Source organism: Chryseobacterium sp. T20 (assembly GCF_047345655.1).
In the GTDB taxonomy this organism is placed as follows: domain Bacteria; phylum Bacteroidota; class Bacteroidia; order Flavobacteriales; family Weeksellaceae; genus Chryseobacterium.
The window spans coordinates 15,544-37,557 of sequence record NZ_JBLFDU010000011.1 but is presented as its reverse complement, the minus strand read 5'-3'; the positions used below and the strand labels follow the sequence as shown (position 1 = coordinate 37,557).

The window sequence follows — 22,014 nt, the reverse complement described above, 5'->3', positions numbered from 1 at the left end:
GTGCTGAGTTTCTGATTATTTAATTTTTAACTATGAATTATTGTAACCGTTTTCTTTTATTACTGACTTTTACATTATTTTTCTCAAACAGTTTTGCCCAGCAGAGCAGTGCAAGAGATAAAGTTCAGATATTTTATTACGGCTGGTATGCTAATCCGGCAACAGACGGAGATTATCAGCACTGGAATCATGAGATCCTTCCTCACTGGAGTAATCCAAAATGGAATAATCTGGGGCATCATAAAGGAGGTGATGATATCGGAGCTAATTTTTATCCGGCTCTCGGCAACTACAGTTCCAATGATCCGAAAACCATCGAGCAGCATATGAAAATGATCAAAGACTCCGGAGTAGGAGTCGTTGTCGTAAGCTGGTTGGGGAAAGATTCGTTTACGGATAAAAGTCTTATCAAATATTTAGATATTGCAGATCGGTTTGATTTAAAAATAGCTTTCCACATTGAGCCCTTTTATAAAAATACTTCAGAATTAAAAGAGCAGCTTTCTTACCTGGTAAAAACGTATTCCAATCATCATGCATTCTATAAAAAAGAAGGAAAACCCCTGTTTTATGTGTATGACAGTTATAAAATTCCTAAAGAAGAATGGATGAAAATATTATCCAAAGATGGAGCGGGAACAGTCAGAAACACAGATTTAGATGCACTTTATATTGGGCTTTGGGTTGAGAAAGATGATGCTAAATTTTTTGATTCGGCAGGCTTTGATGGTTTCTATACCTATTTTGCCAGCGAAGGATTTGTATACGGAAGTACAACGGCTAATTGGGATTTTATGGCCAACTTTGCTAAAGATCATCATCTGATTTTTATTCCATGTGTAGGTCCTGGTTATTCCGATACAAGAATCCGTCCGTGGAATGAAGCAAATTTCAAAAGCAGAGATCATGGAAAATATTATGAGAAAATGTTTGATGCTGCCAGTAAAGTAAATCCGGAGTTCATTGGTATTACATCATTCAATGAATGGCATGAAGGAACGCAAATAGAGCCTGCTGTTCCTAAAAAAGCAGGTGATTTCAAATATGAAGATTACGGAAAAGATCCTTTATTTTATATCAAAGAAACGAAGCGTTTGACGGATAAATTTTTGAAAAAGAGGTAGTATACTTTTAAACGTAATTTTTAGGAAAAAAAATTAAGCGTTCTGTTAACATTTTTAATGAAGACAGAGCGCTTATTTAGTTTTTAAAGAGATCATGAATTTTCCATTCTTTGCCTATTTTAAAAGGATAATTAATGGATATTGAACAAACAACCTCTTCTTATTCTGGCAGTGTGCTTTATTCTTGGAATTCTTTTTCAGGATAAAGTGGTATTGTCAGAGACCATTGTTGATGGAGTGGGAGTAATCTGCTCAATATTGTTGATTTTAATCTGTTTTCATTCTTATCTTCTGCATAAAACCAAAACAGTTTTCCTGATGCTTCTGTTGTTTGGAGCAGGAATTGTTCTTCATTTCTATAATACTTCTTCACCAGTTGATAAACTTCTGATCAAGAAACATGAAATAGTTTCATTTAAGATCTCTCAGAAATTAAATTCTTCTGAAAAATATAGAAAATATGAGGGCATTGCACAGGCAGGTAATGCATGTTTCAATTCAATTTTTTATGTTCCAAAAGATAGAAAAGAGTTAGATTTTATTCACTACTACAAAGCTGAGGCTTACATTACAAAACCTCAGGTTCCATCATATGATTTTCAATTTGATTATGCTCAATATCTGAAGAGAAAACATATTGATTACCAGGTTTATCTTTCAAAAGAAATTATATCTGCAGAACGGAATGACTTAACGTGGGCAGATCAGCTTAGGCAATATAGGTTTGAGGTTCTTAACAAAATAGATAAAACAGAAATTTCAGAAAAAACTAAAGAATTTCTGAAAGGTATTATTCTGGCAGATCGGACAAAAATTGATGCAGACACTGTCAGGGATTTCAACAAGTCAGGGCTGGTTCATTTTCTGGCTATTTCCGGAACTCATATTGTGGTTGTTTTTGGGATGTTCTACTTTTTTCTGATTCGGTTTGCTCCTTTACAATTCAGAAAATATGCTGTTATTTTCAGTTTGATTTTTATCTGGTTGTTCGCGGCTTTTATTGGATTTGGTAATTCAGTATTGCGGTCTTGCATCATGCTGAGTGTTTATTTCATTTTTGTTTTGCTTCAGCGAAAGCCGGATCTGCTTCACTCACTAGCCTTGTCTGCTTTTTTTATTCTATTCGGAGATACACAACAGCTTTTTGATGTAGGTTTTCAGCTTAGCTTTTCGGCTGTTTTGGGGATTTATTGGCTGAATCAGCCTCTGTTGAAATACTTCCCAAAACAGGATAATTATATTAAAAAACTCTTGTTTAACACGATTACAATATCTTTATCTGCACAGTTGGCAACACTTCCTCTGGTGTTGTACTATTTTCATCAGTTTTCATTGATATCAATCATTGCCAATTTTGTTATCGTTCCTTTTTCTGAATTAATTATTATTTTCTCTTTTTTAATAACGGTTCTTATTTCTTTTGGGATTGATTTTGAACTTATAAATGGTCTATATGACGGGATTATTCAGTTTTTACTGGGGTTGATTCATTGGTTTGCTGAGGTTGATGTACTGTTTTTTGAAAATATTCCAATGAATGGGATAGAAGTGATGTCATTATCAGTGTTTGTCTATTTACTAAGAGCAGCTATATTGAAATTCAATATGAAAAATACGATGAGATTGATGATGGCAGCATTACTATTTCTAATGATAAGAAGCGGAATCACGGCTTTTGAAAATCGGAAGGAAGAGATATTGGTTTACCATTTTAACAGAAACAAAATTTTTTCAGTGAAAAATGGGGCCAGAGTCTGTTTCTGGATTTCGGATATGAAAAATAAGACGAAGATTTTACAGTATATAATCAATCCATATTGTGCTTCCAGGAGAGTAGATCATTTTGAGATAAAAACCTTGTCACCCTCCATTCAAAAAGTGGTTTTCAGGAATAAGATTTATGATCTGAAATGATGGTTCTGAATTTAGCCATTTTCCTGTATTTATAATGGGTGAAAATCTTATTTAGAAAGATTACAAACTGTCTATTTGTGAGATTTCTCACTTTTCGATATTGTTAAACTTTCTTAATTTTGTGGAAATTCAAATTTAAACTTATATGGCAGGTTTAACGAGTTCTACGATAGGTAGAAAATACGCTATGGCATTATCAGCTATGTTTTTGCTGATTTTTCTTATACTGCATTTGACAACCAATTTGTTATCAGTTCTAAACAAGGATGCATTCAATACAGCATCTGACTTTATGGGCTATAATCCTTTTGTGCAGTTCTTAATGCAGCCTATTCTTGGTTTTGCAGTAATTTTCCATTTTGTAATGGGATTTGTGCTTGAGATCAAGAATAATAAAGCGCGTCCGGTAAAGTATGCAGCTAACAACGCATCAGTGAATTCTTCATGGATGTCCAGAAATATGATTATTTCAGGAGCTGTTATTTTAGCTTTCTTGGCGCTTCACTTATATGATTTCTGGCTACATGAAATTAATTACAAGTATGTAGAAGGATTGACTCCTGATGCAGAACGTTTCTGGCCGGAACTTCATGAAAAGTTTGCTGATCTTTGGAGAGTGGCTTTGTATGTAATCTCTTTTGTTCTACTAGGATTACACTTAGCGCACGGATTCCAGTCTTCATTCCAGTCTATCGGTGCGAGACATCCAAAATATACACCGGTGATCAAAGCTTTCGGGACATGGTATTCAATCCTTATCCCTGCAGGATTTATCATCGTTGCAGTTTTCCATTTTATAACTCAATAATATCAATATACTAGTATGAGTAAATTAGATTCAAGAATTCCAGCGGGTCCTCTTAAAGACAAGTGGAAAAATCATAAAGACCATATGAACCTTGTTGCACCAAACAACAGAGATAAGATTGATATTATTGTTGTAGGTACAGGTTTGGCAGGAGGTTCTGCTGCAGCTACATTGGCTGAGCAAGGATATAATGTGAAAGCATTCTGCTACCAGGATTCTCCAAGAAGAGCGCACTCTATTGCAGCTCAGGGAGGGATCAACGCAGCTAAGAATTACCAGGGAGACGGTGACTCTACTTACAGATTATTCTATGATACCATTAAAGGTGGTGACTATAGAGCAAGAGAGGCCAACGTTTACAGATTAGCTGAAGTTTCTGCAAATATTATTGACCAGTGTGTTTCCCAGGGGGTTCCTTTCGGGAGAGATTACGGCGGTCAGCTGGATAACCGTTCATTTGGTGGGGTTCAGGTAAAAAGAACTTTCTACGCAAAAGGACAAACAGGACAGCAGTTATTATTAGGTGCTTATTCTTCAATGAGCCGTCAGATCGGTAAAGGAAGAATCAAAATGTATAACCGTCATGAGATGTTAGATCTTGTTATTGTTGACGGAAAAGCAAGAGGGATTATCGCAAGAAACCTTGTAACAGGTGAAATTGAAAGACACTCTGCTCACGCTGTAGTAATCGCTTCTGGAGGATACGGAAACGTATATTTCCTTTCTACTAATGCAATGGGATCAAACGTTTCTGCTGCATGGAAAATTCACAAAAAAGGAGCTTACTTCGCAAACCCTTGCTACGTACAGATTCACCCGACTTGTATTCCTGTTCACGGAACACAGCAGTCTAAACTGACTTTGATGTCTGAATCATTAAGAAACTCAGGAAGAATCTGGGTTCCTAAAAAACATGAAGATTCAGTAGCGATCAGAGAAGGTAAATTAAGACCTGAAAATATTAAAGAAGAAGATAGAGATTATTATTTGGAAAGAAGATACCCTGCATTCGGTAACCTTGTACCTAGAGACGTTGCGTCCAGAGCTGCTAAGGAAAGATGTGATGCTGGATTCGGAATTGAAAATAATGATACTCAGGAAGGTGTTTACCTTGATTTCTCTACAGAGATCATGAAAAAAGGTAAAGAATCCGCTATCGAAAAACATATTCATAATCCAACAGATCAGCAGATCTATGATTTAGGTAAGAGCTGGGTAGAGGAGAAATACGGTAACTTATTCGTAATGTACGAAAAAATTACTGCTGATGATCCTTACAAAACTCCTATGAAGATCTATCCTGCAGTTCACTATACAATGGGTGGTGTATGGGTTGATTATAACCTTCAGTCTACAATCCCAGGTTGTTTCGTAATCGGTGAGGCTAACTTCTCAGATCACGGAGCAAACAGATTGGGTGCTTCTGCATTGATGCAGGGTCTTGCTGACGGATATTTCGTACTTCCTTACACGATTGCAGATTACCTTTCTGCGGATATCAGAACAGGAGCTATTCCTACGAACTCAGGAGCGTTTGACGAAGCTGAAAAAGGAATTAAAGAAAAAATTGATTTCTTCTTAAACAATAAAGGAACTCACTCTGTAGACCACTTCCACAAACAATTAGGAAACATTATGTGGAATAAAGTTGGAATGGGAAGAACTCCTGAAGGATTAAGAGAAGCAATCAAAGAAATTGAAGAAGTAAGAAACGATTTCTGGAAAAACGTAAAAGTACCAGGAGAAGGAGAAGGAATGAACACTGAGCTTGAAAAAGCATTCAGAGTAGCAGACTTCCTTGAACTTGGACAATTAATGGCTATCGATGCACTACACAGAAATGAATCTTGTGGTGGACATTTCCGTGAAGACCATTCAACTCCGGATGGAGAAGCGGAAAGAGATGACGTAAACTACAAATACGTCGGAGCTTGGGAATATCAAGGAAACGATATCAACACAGAAGTGTTGCATAAAGAAGAATTGATATACGACAACATCGAGGTTAAAACTAGAAGTTATAAATAATCTCCAACCTATAAATATAACATTATGAGTGCAAAAAAAGGCTTACATCTTACGCTGAAAATTTGGAGACAAAAAAATAGTAAAACTAAAGGTCAGTTTGAGACCTATAAAATATCAGATGTATCTACAGACTCTTCATTTTTGGAGATGTTGGATATCCTGAACGAAAACTTAATTAACGAAGGAAAAGAACCTATCGCTTTCGACCACGACTGTCGTGAAGGAATTTGCGGTATGTGTTCTCTTTACATCAATGGTAGAGCTCACGGACCTGATACAGGGATTACAACTTGTCAGCTTCACATGAGAATGTTCAAAGATGGTGAGACGATCGTTATTGAACCTTGGAGAAGTGCTGCTTTCCCTGTAATCAAAGATTTGATGGTAGATAGAAGCGCATTCGACAGAGTAATGGCAGCAGGAGGGTTCATTTCTGTGAACACTTCCGGTAATACACTGGATGCTAATGCAATCCCTGTTCCTAAAGAAGATGCAGATAAAGCAATGGATGCTGCAGCTTGTATCGGATGTGGAGCGTGTGTAGCTACATGTAAAAACGGATCTGCAATGTTATTCGTTGGAGCAAAAGTTTCTCAGTATGCATTACTTCCACAAGGTAGAGTAGAAGCTAAGAGAAGAGTTCTGAACATGGTGAAAGCTATGGACGAAGAAGGTTTCGGAAACTGTTCAAACACCGGAGCATGTGAAGTAGAATGCCCTAAAGGTATTTCTCTTGAAAACATCGCAAGAATGAATAGAGAGTACATGGCTGCTCTTGCAGATCAAGGATAGAATTGATTCAAATACATAAAAAATCGCCTTCATTTTTGGAGGCGATTTTTTTATGGAAAAGATAACCCTGTTAAAGTTTGTTAACTTATTGACTGATCTTCGTTATTCTTTATTTATTAAGTATATATTTGGAAGGTAATTGAATCGTTTTCTGAAAAAACTTTCAAATACTTTTTACCTTCAAAAAGACAACCTCCAATAATTGGAATATCCCTTTTGAGTGGTAATAATAAAATTTTTAAAAAAAATAATTAGTGTGAATTAGCAAGCCCTAAAAAGCGTATTTTTGTGTAATATTAAAAATTGAAATGAAAAAATATCTTTTATTGTTTATCATCACATTCTTTGTGATGTCTTGTTCAAAAAAAGTAGAAGTAAAAGGAAAAATTACTGGAAGCTCACCATTAGAAAGAATTGAATTTGTAGAAGCTTCAGGAGTAGGAACACTGCCTTTGATTAATATAGGTCTTGATAAAGACGGAAACTTTTCAGGAAATTTTGACGCTCCTAAAGATGGAATGTACGTAATCAATTACGCTGGCAGACAAAGCCTGATCTATCTTGAAGGTGGACAAAAAGTGAATATCTCAGGAAACGGAGCTACTTTCCCAAATGAATATGTGATTACCGGAGATGCTAAAAAGAATAATGACTTCCTTACGGCAAGCATGAAGTTCTTGGCAGACTATGGAGGTAAAGTTAATTTACCTGTATTAATGGGTGGAGACGAAGCTGCATTTTTGAAAGGTATGCATAAAATTGAAGCAGATATTAATAAAAATGTTGATGACCTTGCCAAGAAAAATAATCCAAGCAAAGGATTATTGGAATGGAAGAAAAACGATGTGAAAGTAACCATTCTTAACTTGCTTGCGAACTATGAAATGTCTCACGGTCCAATGTCTGGAAATCCTTCTTTCAAAGCTTCTAAGGCTTTCAAAGATTACGAAACTCAGTTGGAAACAGACAAAGATGGAATGGTAAAAACTATTCCTCTTTACAGACAATATCTTCTTGTAAAAATGACTCCGGATTTCCAGAAATATGCTGAAGCAAACAGCAAAGGAAAAACAGGGATTACAACTTCTGAGATGTTCGCTCAGTATTTAAAAACAAAAAAAGATTTATCTCAAACTGCAAAAGATTATCTTCTTGCATTTGTAATGGCTCAGGCTGATATTCATCCAACAACTCCAGCTGCCAATATTGACAAGATTAAAAAGATCATCGATTCAGATATTAAAGATGCTACCATTAAAAGTGACCTTTTAAAAATGCAGGTAGCTATTACAGGACTTAAAATCGGAGAGGCAGCTCCTGAAGCAGCGCTAGCAAAACAAGACGGAAAAGCATATCAACTTTCTGAAAACAAAGGAAAACCTTATATGTTATTCTTCTATGCTTCATGGAATCCTTACATCAGCGAAGCTACAGTACCTGTATTAAAAGAAGTGGTAAACTTTTATAAATCTAAAATGAATTTTGTATTTGTAAACGTTGATGATACAAAAGATCAATTCATTAAGACAAGCAATTCTTTATTAAAAGGAATTCAGGGAGTGAATGTTTATGGAGAAGGAGGATTGAACTCTGACATCGCTAAGAAATATGGAGTATATGGGTTCAAGTTACCTTGCTTTGTCATTATCGATAAAGATGGTAAAATTGCCAGCAGATCTTTCGTAAACCTTGGTGAGCAGGAATTAGTGACTATTTTGGATAAACAAACTGGTCTTTCAGCTCCGAAGGTAGATCCAGCGCAAATGCAGCCACAATTACAGCTTGATCCATCTGCAATGCAGCAAGCACCACAGCCAGCAAATCCACAGCCGGCTCCAACAAAATAATAAACTTTAACACAGTATAGAAACCTTATCTTCGGATAAGGTTTTTTTTATTGTATTTTTGCAAACTGGAACGTAAAAGTTTCAATTAGGAAAATAGAAAATTTTAGAATGAGTAGGAAGAAAAAAAGAGATCTAACTCTTGAAAATATAAAATTGTTGACTGCCGGAGCAAAAGGCGTAGCAATAGGAAAAACAGAGGAAGGTAAAACGGTAATGGTAACAGGCGCAATTCCAGGAGATATTGTGAATGTGAGAGTGAAAAAAGCAAAGTCGAAATATTATGAAGGCGAAGCGATTGAAGTACTTGAAAAATCACCGTACAGAGTTGAGCCTAAATGTATCCATTTTGGTACTTGCGGAGGATGCAAGTGGCAGAATATGAGCTATGAAAAACAGCTTGATTTTAAACAGGAAGAAGTCTATAATAATATTAAAAGAATCGGAGGAATTGATGAGTTTGAAACCGTTCCAATTCTAGGATCTGAAGAACAATATTTTTATAGAAATAAAATGGAGTTTTCATTCTCCAATGCAAGATGGCTTACTCAGTACGAAATCAGTTCTGAAGAAAATTTCGGGAGCAAAGATGCTTTAGGTTTTCATATTCCCGGAATGTGGAGCAAAATTCTTGATTTGAAAGAGTGTTTCCTTCAGGAAGATCCTTCCAATGCTATTAGATTGGCTGTAAAAGAATATGGCGTTAATACTGGCCTGGATTTCTTTGATGTGAGAAATCAGGAAGGATTCTTAAGAACCTTAATGATGAGACAGAACTCTCATGGAGAATGGATGGTTCTTTTCCAACTTTACAGAGAAGAAAAAGAAAACAGAGAAAAGCTTTTTGAGTTCTTATTAGAAAAATTCCCGCAGATTAAAACGTTGGTATATGCCATCAATCCTAAGCAGAATGACTCTATCTATGATTTAAATATCAATGTATATTTCGGAGAAGGGTATCTTATGGAGGAAATGGATGGGCTGAAGTTTAAAATTGGACCAAAATCATTCTTCCAGACCAACTACAAACAGGCGTTGGAACTATACAGAAAAACATTGGAGTTTGCAGATTTAAAGGGTGATGAAGTAGTGTATGACCTTTATACAGGAACAGGAACAATTGCTCAGTATGTAGCGAGAAATGCAAAACAGGTAATCGGAATAGAATCTGTACAGGAAGCAATAGATGCGGCAATAGAACATGCTGCATTGAACGGCTTAACAAATACAACGTTCTATTGTGGAGATATGAAAGACATTTTTAATGATGAATTCATGGCTAACCACCCTAAAGCAGATGTATTAATCACAGATCCACCAAGAGATGGAATGCATCAGAAGGTTGTAGAACAGATTCTTAAGCTTTCACCGGAAAAAGTAGTTTATGTAAGCTGTAATTCTGCTACACAGGCGAGAGATCTTGCTTTAATGAAAGAACATTATACTTTAGTAAAGATCTTACCGGTAGATATGTTCCCACAAACACACCATGTTGAGAACATTGCGTTGTTGATTAAAAAATAAATTATTTAAATTTGAATTTCAAATCTTAATATGAAGTATTTTAAATTTCTCATAGCAATCTGCTTTTTAGGAATGCTTTTTTCCTGTGGAGGCGACGATGATATTTGTGAAAGCGGAGAAGGAACTCCCAGAATGAAGGTGACCTTCAGAGATATTGATAGTGGAAAAGAGACGACTCTGGATTCATTGTATGTCGCAGTAGACTATGGTGCAGGAAAGGTAGATCTGGGGGTAGCTGTAAAGACTGATTCCAGGTTAATTCCTCTACGGGTAGACAGTTCACCTTATACAGACGTTTATTTTAAACTTACGAAAAAAGGGGCAGAATCTAAAGTAAGAATTAATTATACAACGAAGTCAACCTATGTATCTCCGGGATGCGGAATCAAAAAGTATTACGAGAATTTAACTTCAGAATTAGTAACTCCGGATCCCGTTCAGAAAGTGGAGGCCGGACAAAATCAAATAGAGAATGAAGACAAGACTAATCTTTACCTTTCTTTTTAGTTTATTTGGAATAATAAGCTGGGCGCAAGACAAAAAAAAGGAAGCAGAGAAGAAGGTTCAGGAAAAATATGAACCTAATTTTATGGTTGGCCTTGATGTATTGAATACAGGAGCCGGATTTTTTTCAGATAGAAAACTGTATCAGGGATTTATTTCCTCAAAGATCAGAGGAAATGTTCACGCTATTGCAGAAGCAGGTTTTGAGAAAAACGTATATCAGAAAAATGGTTATGATGCTAAGGCAAACGGACCTTTCGTTAAGTTAGGGGCTTTCTATATGCTGGCAAAAGATGCTGAAAATGAATTCAACGGATTTTATGCCGGTGGAAAAGTGGCAGGATCTTTCTATAATCAGGAATATATGGCGATTCCCGTTCGTGGATTTGGGGGAAGTAATTCTTCTGAAACATTTCCTTCATCCTCACAGTCTTCTTTTTGGTTGGAAGGAACTATTGGAGGTAGAGTACAGTTATTCAGTTCCAATTTTTATATAGATGTAAATCTTCAGCCAAGATATATGGTATATACTTCTAAACAGGATGACATCACTCCAATGATTGTTCCCGGGTTTGGAAAAAGCTCTTCAAAGTTTAATATGGGATTTGCATGGAATATTGCTTATAAGTTCTAGAAACAACAACTCTTACCGTTTAAAATAAAAAAACACAACCTTTAGAATATTCTAAAGGTTGTGTTTTTTTTTAATGAATACTACTTATAATTTATAAAAATGAAAATCCTTGACTTATATAATATATAGAAAATAAAATTGATTGTATTATTTGATTTGTATTTTTTTTAACGAATGTGTTTTTTAGATGTATAATATTAAAAAATATTAAGTTATTTTATTTGTGTGAGTTATAAAATAGCTATATTTGGCGGAAATTATAATTGTGTTTTAATTTATGAAAAGAGTATTTACTGCTTTAATGTTTACTTGTATAGGAGGGGCAGTGTTCGGCCAATGGACACCAACTTCTCTTAAAAAAGGAGACGACAACAAAAGAAGTACAGGATTTAGAGTAGATCAATCTAATGTAAGAAGTAACGGGTACTATAAACTGGACCTGAACTTACTGAGATCTCAGCTGAAGAATGCACAGGAAATGGGAGCAAATTCCACTCCTGTAGTAATTTCTCTTCCTACGATGAGCGGGAAGATTGAAAGGTTTAATGTATATAGTTTTCCAGTAGTTGTAAAAGAACTGGCAGACAAGTATGAATTAGGATCTTATGTTGGAACAAGTGTCGATGACCCTACCAAATATTTAAGATTCAGTATCGCTCCTAATGATTTTCAGTCAATGATCATCCATGGAGATAAATATGAATTTATTGACCCTGCTTCAACAGACAAGACGGTGTATGCTGTTCATCCTAAAACAAAAAAGGAAAAGAACGGTTTCTTGTGTTCTACAGAAGAATCTCCTGCTGCTAAGAAGGAAATAGATGCTTTATTAAAAAATGGACAGTCGTTCACTAATCAGCCAACAACTTTTAACAAAAGTTCTGATAAGAAATACAGAACAATGAGACTGGCAATGTCCGTTACAGGTGAGTACACGCAATACTTTATGGGACTTGCTGGTGTACCTGCTACTGCTACGGATGATCAGAAAAGAGCTCCTGCACTTGTTGCTATCAATAATACTCTAACCAGAGTAAATGGAGTTTTTGAGAAAGATTTTGCTTTGCATTTGAATTTACAGAACTTTCCCAACGTAATTTATATTGATCCTGCTACAGATCCATATGCCGCTGCTGCAACGGGAGCGGGTGGAGCATGGAATGCACAGCTTCAAACAGCTTTGACAAATAATGTAGGAAATACCAACTATGATATCGGACACTTATTCGGTAAATCTGGAGGTGGAGGAAACGCAGGATGTATCGGATGTGTATGTATTAATCCTACAACTTCAGTTCCTAAAGGAAAAGGTTCAGGATTTACTTCTCCTGCGAATGGAATTCCATCAGGCGATAGCTTCGATATCGACTATGTAGCCCATGAGATGGGTCACCAGTTAGGAGCTAATCATACTTTCTCTCATAATCTTGAAGGAAGTGGAGTAAATATGGAACCTGGTTCAGGAACTACTATTATGGGATATGCTGGTATTACAGGTCCTGATACAGATGTTCAGCAAAACTCTGATCCTTATTTCCATAAAGCAAGTATCGGTCAGGTACAAGCTAACTTAATTGCAAAAACTTGTGATGTAGAAACTACAATTACCAATAACCCACCGGTAATTGCTGATCTGCCAACATATACTATACCAAAAGGTACTGCTTTTGCTTTGACGGGTAGTGCTACAGATCCTGAAAATGATCCAATGACTTATTCTTGGGAAGAGGTAGATGATGCCTTAGTTTCTATTGATAAATATAACTTAGGAAATACAATGTCAGGAGCTTCATTCAGATCTGCTGCTCCAAACGCAAGCCCAACAAGATATTTCCCGAAATTTACGTCTGTAATGAACGGCGTATTAAATAATGCAAACAATACTTGGGAAGCAGTATCTACTACGGCAAGAACTACAAACTTTGCATTAACGGTAAGAGATAATAATTCCAATATAGCTCAACAACAATCTGCTTTTAAAGTTCAGACTATTGTTGTAGGAGATAATGGTCCTTTCAGATTAGCGAACCAATATGCTGATGTGAATACGCCAACTCCAGTTCAATGGATTGTTGCCAATACCAATGCAGCTCCTTATAATGTTGCTAATGTAAAAATTGATTATACTACAGATAACGGAACAACCTGGACGGTATTATCAGCATCAACACCTAATGACGGATCTGAAAACTTCACTTTCCCTTCTTCATTGAACGGTCAGACTATTAAAGTAAGAGTTTCTTCAATAGGAAATGTTTTCTATGCAGTAGGACCTGTAAGTATTGCACCTCTATCTGCTTGTAGCAGTGCTGCACCAACTAACGTTGTTGTAAGCAATATTACAGTGTCTTCAGGAAGTGTATCTTGGATGTCTTATACAGGGGCAACTTATAAAGTACGTTACAGAAAAGTAGGTACAACTGTATGGACTGAAGCTGATACAGCAGTTCCTTCAATAAACTTAAGTAATTTAATTGATGGTACAACGTATGAAGTTCAGGTAGCTTTAGTTTGTGGTACTACAGTAGGAACATATTCTGCATCTGTAAACTTCAGTACACCTGCACTTGCATATTGTGCAGCTGCTTCAACAAGTTCAGACTATGAGTATATTGCCAATGTGACACTTGCGAATGTAAATAACACTTCTGTAAATAGTACATATACAAACTATACAACAAATACAGCACTTCAAGTTAACCTGGTAAAAGGAACTACTTATCCTATTTCTGTTACCGTAGGGAACTCCGGTAGTGCAGATTATGATACGGTAGCTGCATTTATAGACTTTAACAAGGATGGTGTTTTCAGTGATTCAGAAAGAGTATTGAATTATCCTGTAACATTAACGCAGCCATCAACTGTAGTAAGCGGAAACGTTACAATTCCAGCGAATGCAGTAGAAGGACAGCCATTAAGAATGAGAGTTGTAGCATTCTATGTAGGTGCTGGAACTGGCGGTGGTAACATTGGTTTATCATTACCTTCAGATTATGTTTGTGGAGAACTTTTCGATGGTGAGGTTGAGGATTATAACGTAGTTATTACAGGTAACCTTGCTACTTCTGAAAATGCTGTTAAAAATAATGGTATTCAGATTTATCCAAACCCTGCAACTGATGTTCTAAACATTACTAAAGTTTCAGATAAAGCAACTTATAAAATCTATAGTGCTGCCGGACAATTAGTAGATAGAGGAAATATCAATAATGGAAAGGTGAATGTTTCAGCTTTAGTTAAAGGTGGTTACATTATTACAATAGATGATAAAGGAATTGAACAATTCAAATCTAAATTTATCAAAAAATAAAGATAACCTTTAAATATTAGTAAATCCCCGGGAGTTCCCGGGGATTTCTTTATTTAGAGCATAAGTGGTGAATTTGTTATTTTTTTATAAAAAAAACATAAATGCACTTATAAATTAATAATAAAAAATGATTAGATTTGTGTGATTAATATTATAATGAAAACATTATGAAGAAATTCTTTACCTCTTTAATTCTGTTTCTCTGTTTGATTTGTACAGGCTTTGTATCCAAAGTCTCGGCTCAGGCAGGACAGATCGGGACAGGAACGGGTACCTCTGTGTATCTCCCCATACGTTCCTACTATGGGTATAGTTATTCCCAGCAGATCTATACAGCTGCGGAACTTACGGCTGCCATTGGTACGTCGACCTATATCACAGCCATAAAGTTTTATGTAAACACCGTATCCAATTCTCCGGATTCCTACAAGGATTGGGTTGTTTACATGGGGAACACTACCCAAAATAACTTTACGTCCAACACAAACTGGATACCATTAGGTTCCTTAACTCAGGTATTTGCAGGAGATTTACCTGCCATAACAAATGGAAACTGGGTTACTCTTCAGCTGAATAGCCCGTTTATTTGGAATGGAACAGACAATCTTGCGATTGCTGTTAATGAAAAAACGCCAGGTTATTCATCTTCTCCGGGTACAGCCTGGGGAACTTATAATGCTGGGGCTAACAGAGGTATTCTTTATTATGAAGATACTACAAACCCAAATCCGGCTTCACCACCTTCTGCATCAGACAGATATTCTGATATTCCCAGAATACAGTTGGTAAGTCATCAGTTGACTCCATGTACTACTGCTCCGCCAACGAATATTACTGTGAGTAACATAACCACGGTGTCAGCAGTTGTTAACTGGTATACGGCTACAGGTTCTACTTATGTAGTAAGATACAGAAGTTTACCTTCAGGTGCATGGCAGCAGATTAATGTTACCGCTCCTCTTTCAGGGAGTGCTACAATTCCTGGGCTAACAGAACAAACCCAGTATGAAGTTCAGGTAGCTACGGTCTGTGGAGGAACTCAGGGAGCATTTTCTTCCAGTGTAAACTTTACAACCCCGGCGCTCAGCTATTGTAATTCAGCAGCTACGAGTACTTTTATTGATGGGTACATAAGCCAGGTGACAGTCAATGCGCAAGGCGCTCCTTCAATGAACAGTAACTCTAGTCAAAGTGGATATACAGATTATAGTACAGATCCTACAAGACTGGTTACTTTGGTAAGAGGCGGCACAGCTTCTGTTTCTGTAGTAAAAACATGGCCGGGTACTCAATATAGCTTCTTAACAGGAGTTTGGATTGACTTTAACCGTAATGGTATTTTTGAAGCTACTGAAAGAGTATTGACTTCTCCAAGTAATACAACAACGCCGGTTACAGGCACTTTCAATATACCAACTGCAGCAGCTGGTGCGTATACAGGAAACCTAACGACCAGAATGCGTGTTGTAATGAATGAATATAGTCCTATTAATGCTTGTGGAACGTATTCTTATGGTGAAACTGAAGATTATGCTGTTAAACTAATAGATTTATCAGCGTGTACTACAGCTCCACCTTCTGACATTCAGGTAAACAATGTAACTCCTTCTTCAGCGAATGTTACTTGGACATCTACTACAGGAGCTACTTATATAGTACGATACAGAGTTTCTCCTTCTGGTGCTTGGCAGCAGATTGCAGTAAATACACCATTAATCAGTAACCAACTACTTACCGGATTATTGGAGCAGACTACCTATGAAGTACAGGTGGCTACTGTTTGTGGAGGAACAACAGGTGCATTCTCACCAAGTGTTACCTTTACAACACCAACTCTTACTTATTGTACAGCAGGTCCTACAAGTAATACTGCGACAAGCGGATATATTAATAATGTAACTGTTACTCCTACGAATACTCCTATTATGATGAGTAATTCAGGATCTGACAATTATAAAGATTATACAACAGATGCTACAAGAGTAGTGATCTTTGAAAGAGGTTCAGCAAATAATAAAATTTCTGTAAACAAATACTGGCCAGGTTCTCCTACATCTTATGGAGTTTCAGCATGGGTAGATTTTAACAGAAACGGAACATTTGAAACAAGTGAAAGAATTCTTAATACTACCTATAACACAACTACCCCTGTAACGGCTACTTTCGCAGTACCTACAGTGGCAAGTGGTAACGTATATACAGGAACTCTTCCTACCCGTATGCGTGTAGTAATGAGATATTTTGATAATGCTAATCCTTGTGGTACTTACAGCCAGGGAGAAGTAGAAGATTATGCAGTAAAATTTGTAGATGCTCAGCCTTGTTCAACAGCTGCTCCAACAAATATTACCGTGAATAATATTGGTGCTACTACAGCAACGGTATCATGGGTTGCTACTGCGGGTGCTACATATAATATAAGATGGAGAGTTGCTCCAAGTGGAGCTTGGCAAACAGCTACAGTTCCTGCTGGTCAGAACTTCTACGGAATTACTGGTCTTACAGAGCAAACCAATTATGAAGTTCAGATTTCTACAACTTGTAACGGTTCTACAGGCTCTTACTCATCATCAGTAGCATTTACAACACCTCCATTGTCTTACTGTCCAATGACAGGTACCGGAACGAATGACCATATTTCGAATGTAACAGTTACCTCTTCGAATCTTGGAGTTCCACCAATGAATAATACTTCAGTACAGACAAACTATACAAGCTATACTACAGCTGAGACTCTTGTTACTTTAGATGTAAATTCTCAAAATAACAAAATCTCTGTTGCAAAAGGTTGGACTGGCGCAACAGGTAACGATGCTGTAACAGCTTGGATTGACTTTGATAGAAACGGACAGTTTACAGATGCCGAGAGAATTTTAATTTCTCCAGCTAATACAACGACTCCGGTTACAGCTACTTTTGCTGTTCCTTCAACTGCTTACACAGGACCATTGACAACTACTATGAGAGTTGTACTGAAACGTACAAGTGCTCCTACAATGTGTCAGAATGCAGTAGATGGAGAAGTGGAAGATTATAGAGTAAGAATCAGACCTTGTAGCAATGCAACTCCTAATGCACCAACATTTACAACAACGCATACAACAGCTACGGTAACAATCACAGGAGCAGGAGTAAGCTATGTGGTGAGATACAGAGTTCAGGGAACAACAGCTTGGACGCAAGTATATGCTTCAGCACAATTGGGTAACCTTCCGTTAGTAATCACCGGATTGACACCAGCTACTACTTATGAAGTAGAGGTAGCAGCAATTTGTGGAGATATCGTTGGAACAGCAACTCCAATCAAGACATTCACTACAAGATGTGATCCTACTCCTCCAAATGTAACAGTAAGTAACATTACTCCAACAACAGCATTAATTACATGGTCTCCGCTTGCGGCAAGTTCTACGTATACAATGAGATGGAGAAAAGTTGGTACTACTGCATGGGCTACTATAAGTTTACCGGCAGCTCCTGCAAATACTTATGTATTAGGAAGTGTAACTCCTTTAGAGCCATATACAACTTATGAAGTACAGATTGCTAACCAATGTAATGGTGAGACTACATTAAATCCATATTCTAATCCTAAAGTATTTACTACAGAAAGAATATGCCAGATCCCGCCTCCAGGATTAACAATTACTCAATTGCTTCCTACATCAGCGGCAATCCAGTGGGATCCGTTCCCAGGAGCAACGTATGTTCTTAGATATAGAAAAGTAGGTATTCCAAGTTGGACAGAAGTACCTTCATTAGTTAATAACCTTGTATTGACTGGTCTTACAGAATTAACAAAATATGAAATGCAGGTAGTAAATATCTGTAATGGTACGCCAGGAAACTATACTCCTCCTTACTACTTTACAACCCCTACAGTAATTTACTGTAAGATGAAGGCTGAAAACTCTACAGGAGAACATATCTCTAAAGTTACTGTGAAGCCTACAGGTAAGAAAACAATGGAGAATGAATCCGGAGCATCTACTTATACAGATTATACCGGAGTTCCTAAAACATTCATCGAAATGATCCAGGGATCAACTGACAATGAGATCATCATCGAGAAGAAATGGACAGGAAATACTTATAACGAAGGAATCGCAGTTTGGATTGACTTCAACAGAAACGGAGAGTTTGACATCAACGAAAGAGTATTTACTTCTTCACCCAATTCAAACAGCCCTGTTTCAGGTAAATTCAATGTACCTGCAGATGCTTTTGTAAGTATGACAGATTATAAGTATGTAGTGATGAGAGTAGCTATGTCTAGAGACGGTATCCCTGTGAACTGTGCTGACTTCAAAAACGGAGAAGTAGAGGATTACACGGTAAGAATCTCTAAACCGACTGTTGCTAATCCAATTGATCAGACAAGTGTTATGATTTATCCTAACCCGGTAAGCTCAGTATTGTTTGTGAAAAATGTTAGCAAGAGAGCTAAATATAAGATCTACAATGCTGCTGGGCAGGTAATTGCTGACGGTATCTTACTAAACAACCAGATCAACGTAAGCAGATTGATTAACGGTGTTTATGTTATTGATATCGACGATAACGGTAATACTACCCAAAAGAAATTTATCAAAGAATAAGTCATTTAAATTTCAAATAGAATAAGCCTCCAGAAATGGGGGCTTATTTTTTTGTTTATAAGATTCATGTTAAGTATTTTTTGAACGATAAAAAAGTTTTGGATTAGTTTTAATATTAAAAACTTAAATGCGGTAAAATATATTTTATTTAATACGTATTAGCTACTTGTTGTGATAAAATGAAGTTTATTTGGTTTTTATTTTGCGAAATTAATAATAGTTTTGAGCGCTAAAGTAACTTGTCATTTTTTCAAATGTTAATATTAATCAAAACAATTTATACCAAAATGAGTGAAGTTCTATTCTTTTTAATTGATGCACATTTCTGTCTGTTAAACATTCAAAAAAGGGAAATTGATATTGCTGATTCTGATCAGGTAGCTTATCTGGATGGGTTCAATCGAAATATTGTAAAAGCAAAAATAATTTGTCAAAACAAAGTAAATTTTTCTTAGATGGGAACAAGACAATCTATTGTGTTTAAGTTATTAAGTATTCTTACTGTTGCTTTAGTACTTGCATCCTGTAATGTGATTGCTCCTGCTCCTTTTCCTTATAAACAAGACTTCAGTGTTGATGATGGGGATTTTACTTTTGTGAATGATGCTCAATCAAATAAATGGGAGCATGGAAATGCAGCAGGAAATCCTTCTGACGCAATTTATATTTCCAATACAAATGGAGGTACCAATACCTATAATGTGGGTTCTACCAGTATTGTTCATACTTATAGAGATATTGTTATTCCTGCAGGAACAGCTATTACTGTTTTATCTTTCAATTGGAGAGCTGCAGGAGAGAATAATAAAGATTATCTTACAGTATGGCTTGTGCCAACTTCTTTTACTCCGGCAGCAGGGACAAGTATCACCGCAGGAGCAGGAAGAATAAAAGTAGGCTCTGACTTTAATACACAATCAACATGGCAGACCTACACTAATGCAAATTTGAATGTAAGCAGTTTTGCAGGATCAAACCTTCGTTTAGTATTTGAATGGAGAAATAATAATAATAGCGGAGCTCAACCACCTGCTGCGGTGGATAATATTTATCTTGGAAGATGTTTTCTCCCTACACCTACCCCTGTAACTTTAATAACGTCTACTACAGCCCAACTTAATTGGACCGCTCCGGCTTTACCTCCTGCTAATGGATATGAATATTATCTGACAACAACAAATACTCCCCCTAATCAAAATATAGCATCTACCGGTTCTTCCAATACTATTTCGGCAAACTTATCTCAGTTGTTGCCAAGTACTACTTATTACTGGTGGATACGTTCTGTATGTGGTACTAATCAAAGCCTATGGGTTTCGGGAGGAAGTTTTACAACATTAGCATGTAATGCTACTGTTCCAATAGTTACTGTGGCTGGGATAACTCATAATTCTGCTTCTGTTCGATGGCCTCGTAATAATGGTGTAGGAAGCTATCAGATAAGATACAGACCTGTTGGAACTTTAAACTGGATAACGAATAATCAGGCTGCTGCTTTACCTCCACAGGTAATGAATACTTTTAACATGGCTAATTTATTGCCCGGTACACCCTATGAAGTTGAAATTGCAGCAATGTGTAATGGAACAGCAGGAGCTTATTCTCATAATGAGTTTGTAACCAGATGTGATCCCGCTCCTCCAAATGTAATAGTAAGTAATATTACATCAACATCTGCTTTGATTGAATGGTTGCCGGTTTCATCATTGTCTACTTATGTAATGAGATGGAGAGAAGTAGGAACGGCAGTATGGAATCCGGTACCGCTGCCAGTACCTCCTGCCAATACGTTTAATCTTACAGGTTTAGGTATCAATAAAACATACGAAGTACAAATTGCGAATCAATGTATTGGAAGTACAGTTCTAAATCCATATTCAAATCCTAAAGTATTTACCACAGAAAGGATATGTGAAAATCCACCTCCGGGATTAACAATTACTCAATTGCTTCCTACTTCAGCGGCAATCCAGTGGGATCCGTTCCCGGGAGCAACGTATGTTCTTAGATATAGAAAAGTAGGTATTCCAAGTTGGACAGAAGTACCGTCATTAGTTAATAACCTTGTATTAACAGGTCTTACAGAATTAACGAAATATGAAATGCAGGTAGTGAATATCTGTAATGGTACGCCAGGAAATTATACTCCTCCTTACTATTTTACAACTCCTACAGTAATCTACTGTAAGATGAAGGCTGAAAACTCTGCAGGAGAGCATATCTCTAAAGTTACTGTGAAGCCTACAGGTAAGAAAACAATGGAGAATGAATCCGGAGCATCTACTTATATAGATTATACCGGAGTTCCTAAGACATTCATCGAGATGATCCAGGGATCAACTGACAATGAAATTATCATCGAGAAGAAATGGACAGGAACTACTTACAACGAAGGAATTGCAGTTTGGATTGACTTCAACAGAAACGGAGAGTTTGATATCAACGAAAAAGTATTTACTTCTTCACCCAATTCAAACAGCCCAGTTTCAGGTAAATTCAATGTACCTGCAGATGCTTTTGTAAGTATGACAGATTATAAATATGTAGCGATGAGAGTAGCTATGTCTAGAGACGGTATTCCTGTAAACTGTACAGATTTCAAAAACGGTGAAATAGAGGATTATAAAGTGGTAATTCAAAAGAAACAAGTTCTTAATCTACTTGATCAGAATGAAATTCTGATTTATCCGAATCCGGTAAGCACTTTGCTATATGTAAAAAATATTAGTAGAAAGGCTAATTATAAGTTATACAACATTTCCGGCCAATTCATATCAGGCGGAGTTATACTAAATAATAAAATTGATATGAGTAAATTGATCAACAGTGTATATGTAATATATATTGAAGATAACGGTAATACTACCCAAAAGAAATTTATCAAAGAATAAGTCATTTAAATTTCAAATAGAATAAGCCTCCAGAAATGGAGGC

The 22,014-nt window shown here is 36.6% G+C and carries 12 protein-coding genes; all 12 read left to right on the top strand.

Features of this window, described 5'->3' with window-relative positions; all coding sequences use genetic code 11:
• Positions 1-32 precede the first annotated feature (32 nt).
• The 12 genes from ACMA47_RS20095 (at position 33) to ACMA47_RS20040 (ending at position 21,971) form a co-directional block, all read left to right on the top strand.
• The gene (locus ACMA47_RS20095) at positions 33-1,124 is read left to right on the top strand and encodes a glycoside hydrolase family 99 protein (RefSeq protein ID WP_413931207.1); all 1,092 of its coding nucleotides are present in this window, start codon (positions 33-35) and stop codon (positions 1,122-1,124) included.
• A 141-nt stretch (positions 1,125-1,265) separates the two neighbouring features.
• Positions 1,266-3,038 carry a ComEC/Rec2 family competence protein gene (locus ACMA47_RS20090; RefSeq protein ID WP_413931206.1) on the top strand — a complete coding sequence of 591 codons (1,773 nt, stop codon included), beginning with the start codon at positions 1,266-1,268 and terminating at the stop codon, positions 3,036-3,038.
• A gap of 145 nt (positions 3,039-3,183) precedes the next feature.
• On the top strand, positions 3,184-3,846 hold the full coding sequence (locus ACMA47_RS20085; RefSeq protein WP_034693075.1) for a succinate dehydrogenase cytochrome b subunit: 663 nt from the start codon (positions 3,184-3,186) through the stop codon (positions 3,844-3,846).
• Positions 3,847-3,861: 15 nt separating this feature from the next.
• Entirely contained in the window at positions 3,862-5,874 is a 2,013-nt protein-coding gene (locus tag ACMA47_RS20080) for a fumarate reductase/succinate dehydrogenase flavoprotein subunit (RefSeq protein WP_034693078.1), read from the top strand.
• A gap of 24 nt (positions 5,875-5,898) precedes the next feature.
• Positions 5,899-6,666 (top strand): succinate dehydrogenase/fumarate reductase iron-sulfur subunit, encoded by a 768-nt coding sequence (locus ACMA47_RS20075; protein WP_034693080.1) that lies wholly within the window; start codon positions 5,899-5,901, stop codon positions 6,664-6,666.
• A gap of 308 nt (positions 6,667-6,974) precedes the next feature.
• Positions 6,975-8,513 carry a TlpA family protein disulfide reductase gene (locus ACMA47_RS20070; protein WP_413931205.1) on the top strand — a complete coding sequence of 513 codons (1,539 nt, stop codon included), beginning with the start codon at positions 6,975-6,977 and terminating at the stop codon, positions 8,511-8,513.
• Between the two features lie 108 nt (positions 8,514-8,621).
• On the top strand, positions 8,622-10,034 hold the full coding sequence (gene rlmD / locus ACMA47_RS20065) for a 23S rRNA (uracil(1939)-C(5))-methyltransferase RlmD (protein WP_413931204.1): 1,413 nt from the start codon (positions 8,622-8,624) through the stop codon (positions 10,032-10,034).
• 30 nt (positions 10,035-10,064) lie between these two features.
• Positions 10,065-10,541, top strand: coding sequence for a DUF6452 family protein (locus ACMA47_RS20060; RefSeq protein WP_413931203.1), 477 nt, complete (start codon positions 10,065-10,067; stop codon positions 10,539-10,541).
• Complete coding sequence (locus tag ACMA47_RS20055; protein ID WP_413931202.1) at positions 10,507-11,172, top strand: DUF6048 family protein; 666 nt, start codon at positions 10,507-10,509, stop codon at positions 11,170-11,172. The genes ACMA47_RS20060 and ACMA47_RS20055 overlap by 35 nt, the downstream gene beginning before the upstream one ends.
• A 277-nt stretch (positions 11,173-11,449) precedes the next feature.
• Complete coding sequence (locus ACMA47_RS20050) at positions 11,450-14,482, top strand: reprolysin-like metallopeptidase (RefSeq protein WP_413931201.1); 3,033 nt, start codon at positions 11,450-11,452, stop codon at positions 14,480-14,482.
• A 167-nt stretch (positions 14,483-14,649) separates the two neighbouring features.
• Positions 14,650-19,080 carry a GEVED domain-containing protein gene (locus ACMA47_RS20045; RefSeq protein ID WP_413931200.1) on the top strand — a complete coding sequence of 1,477 codons (4,431 nt, stop codon included), beginning with the start codon at positions 14,650-14,652 and terminating at the stop codon, positions 19,078-19,080.
• 455 nt (positions 19,081-19,535) lie between these two features.
• Complete coding sequence (locus tag ACMA47_RS20040) at positions 19,536-21,971, top strand: fibronectin type III domain-containing protein (protein WP_413931199.1); 2,436 nt, start codon at positions 19,536-19,538, stop codon at positions 21,969-21,971.
• Positions 21,972-22,014: the final 43 nt, after the last annotated feature.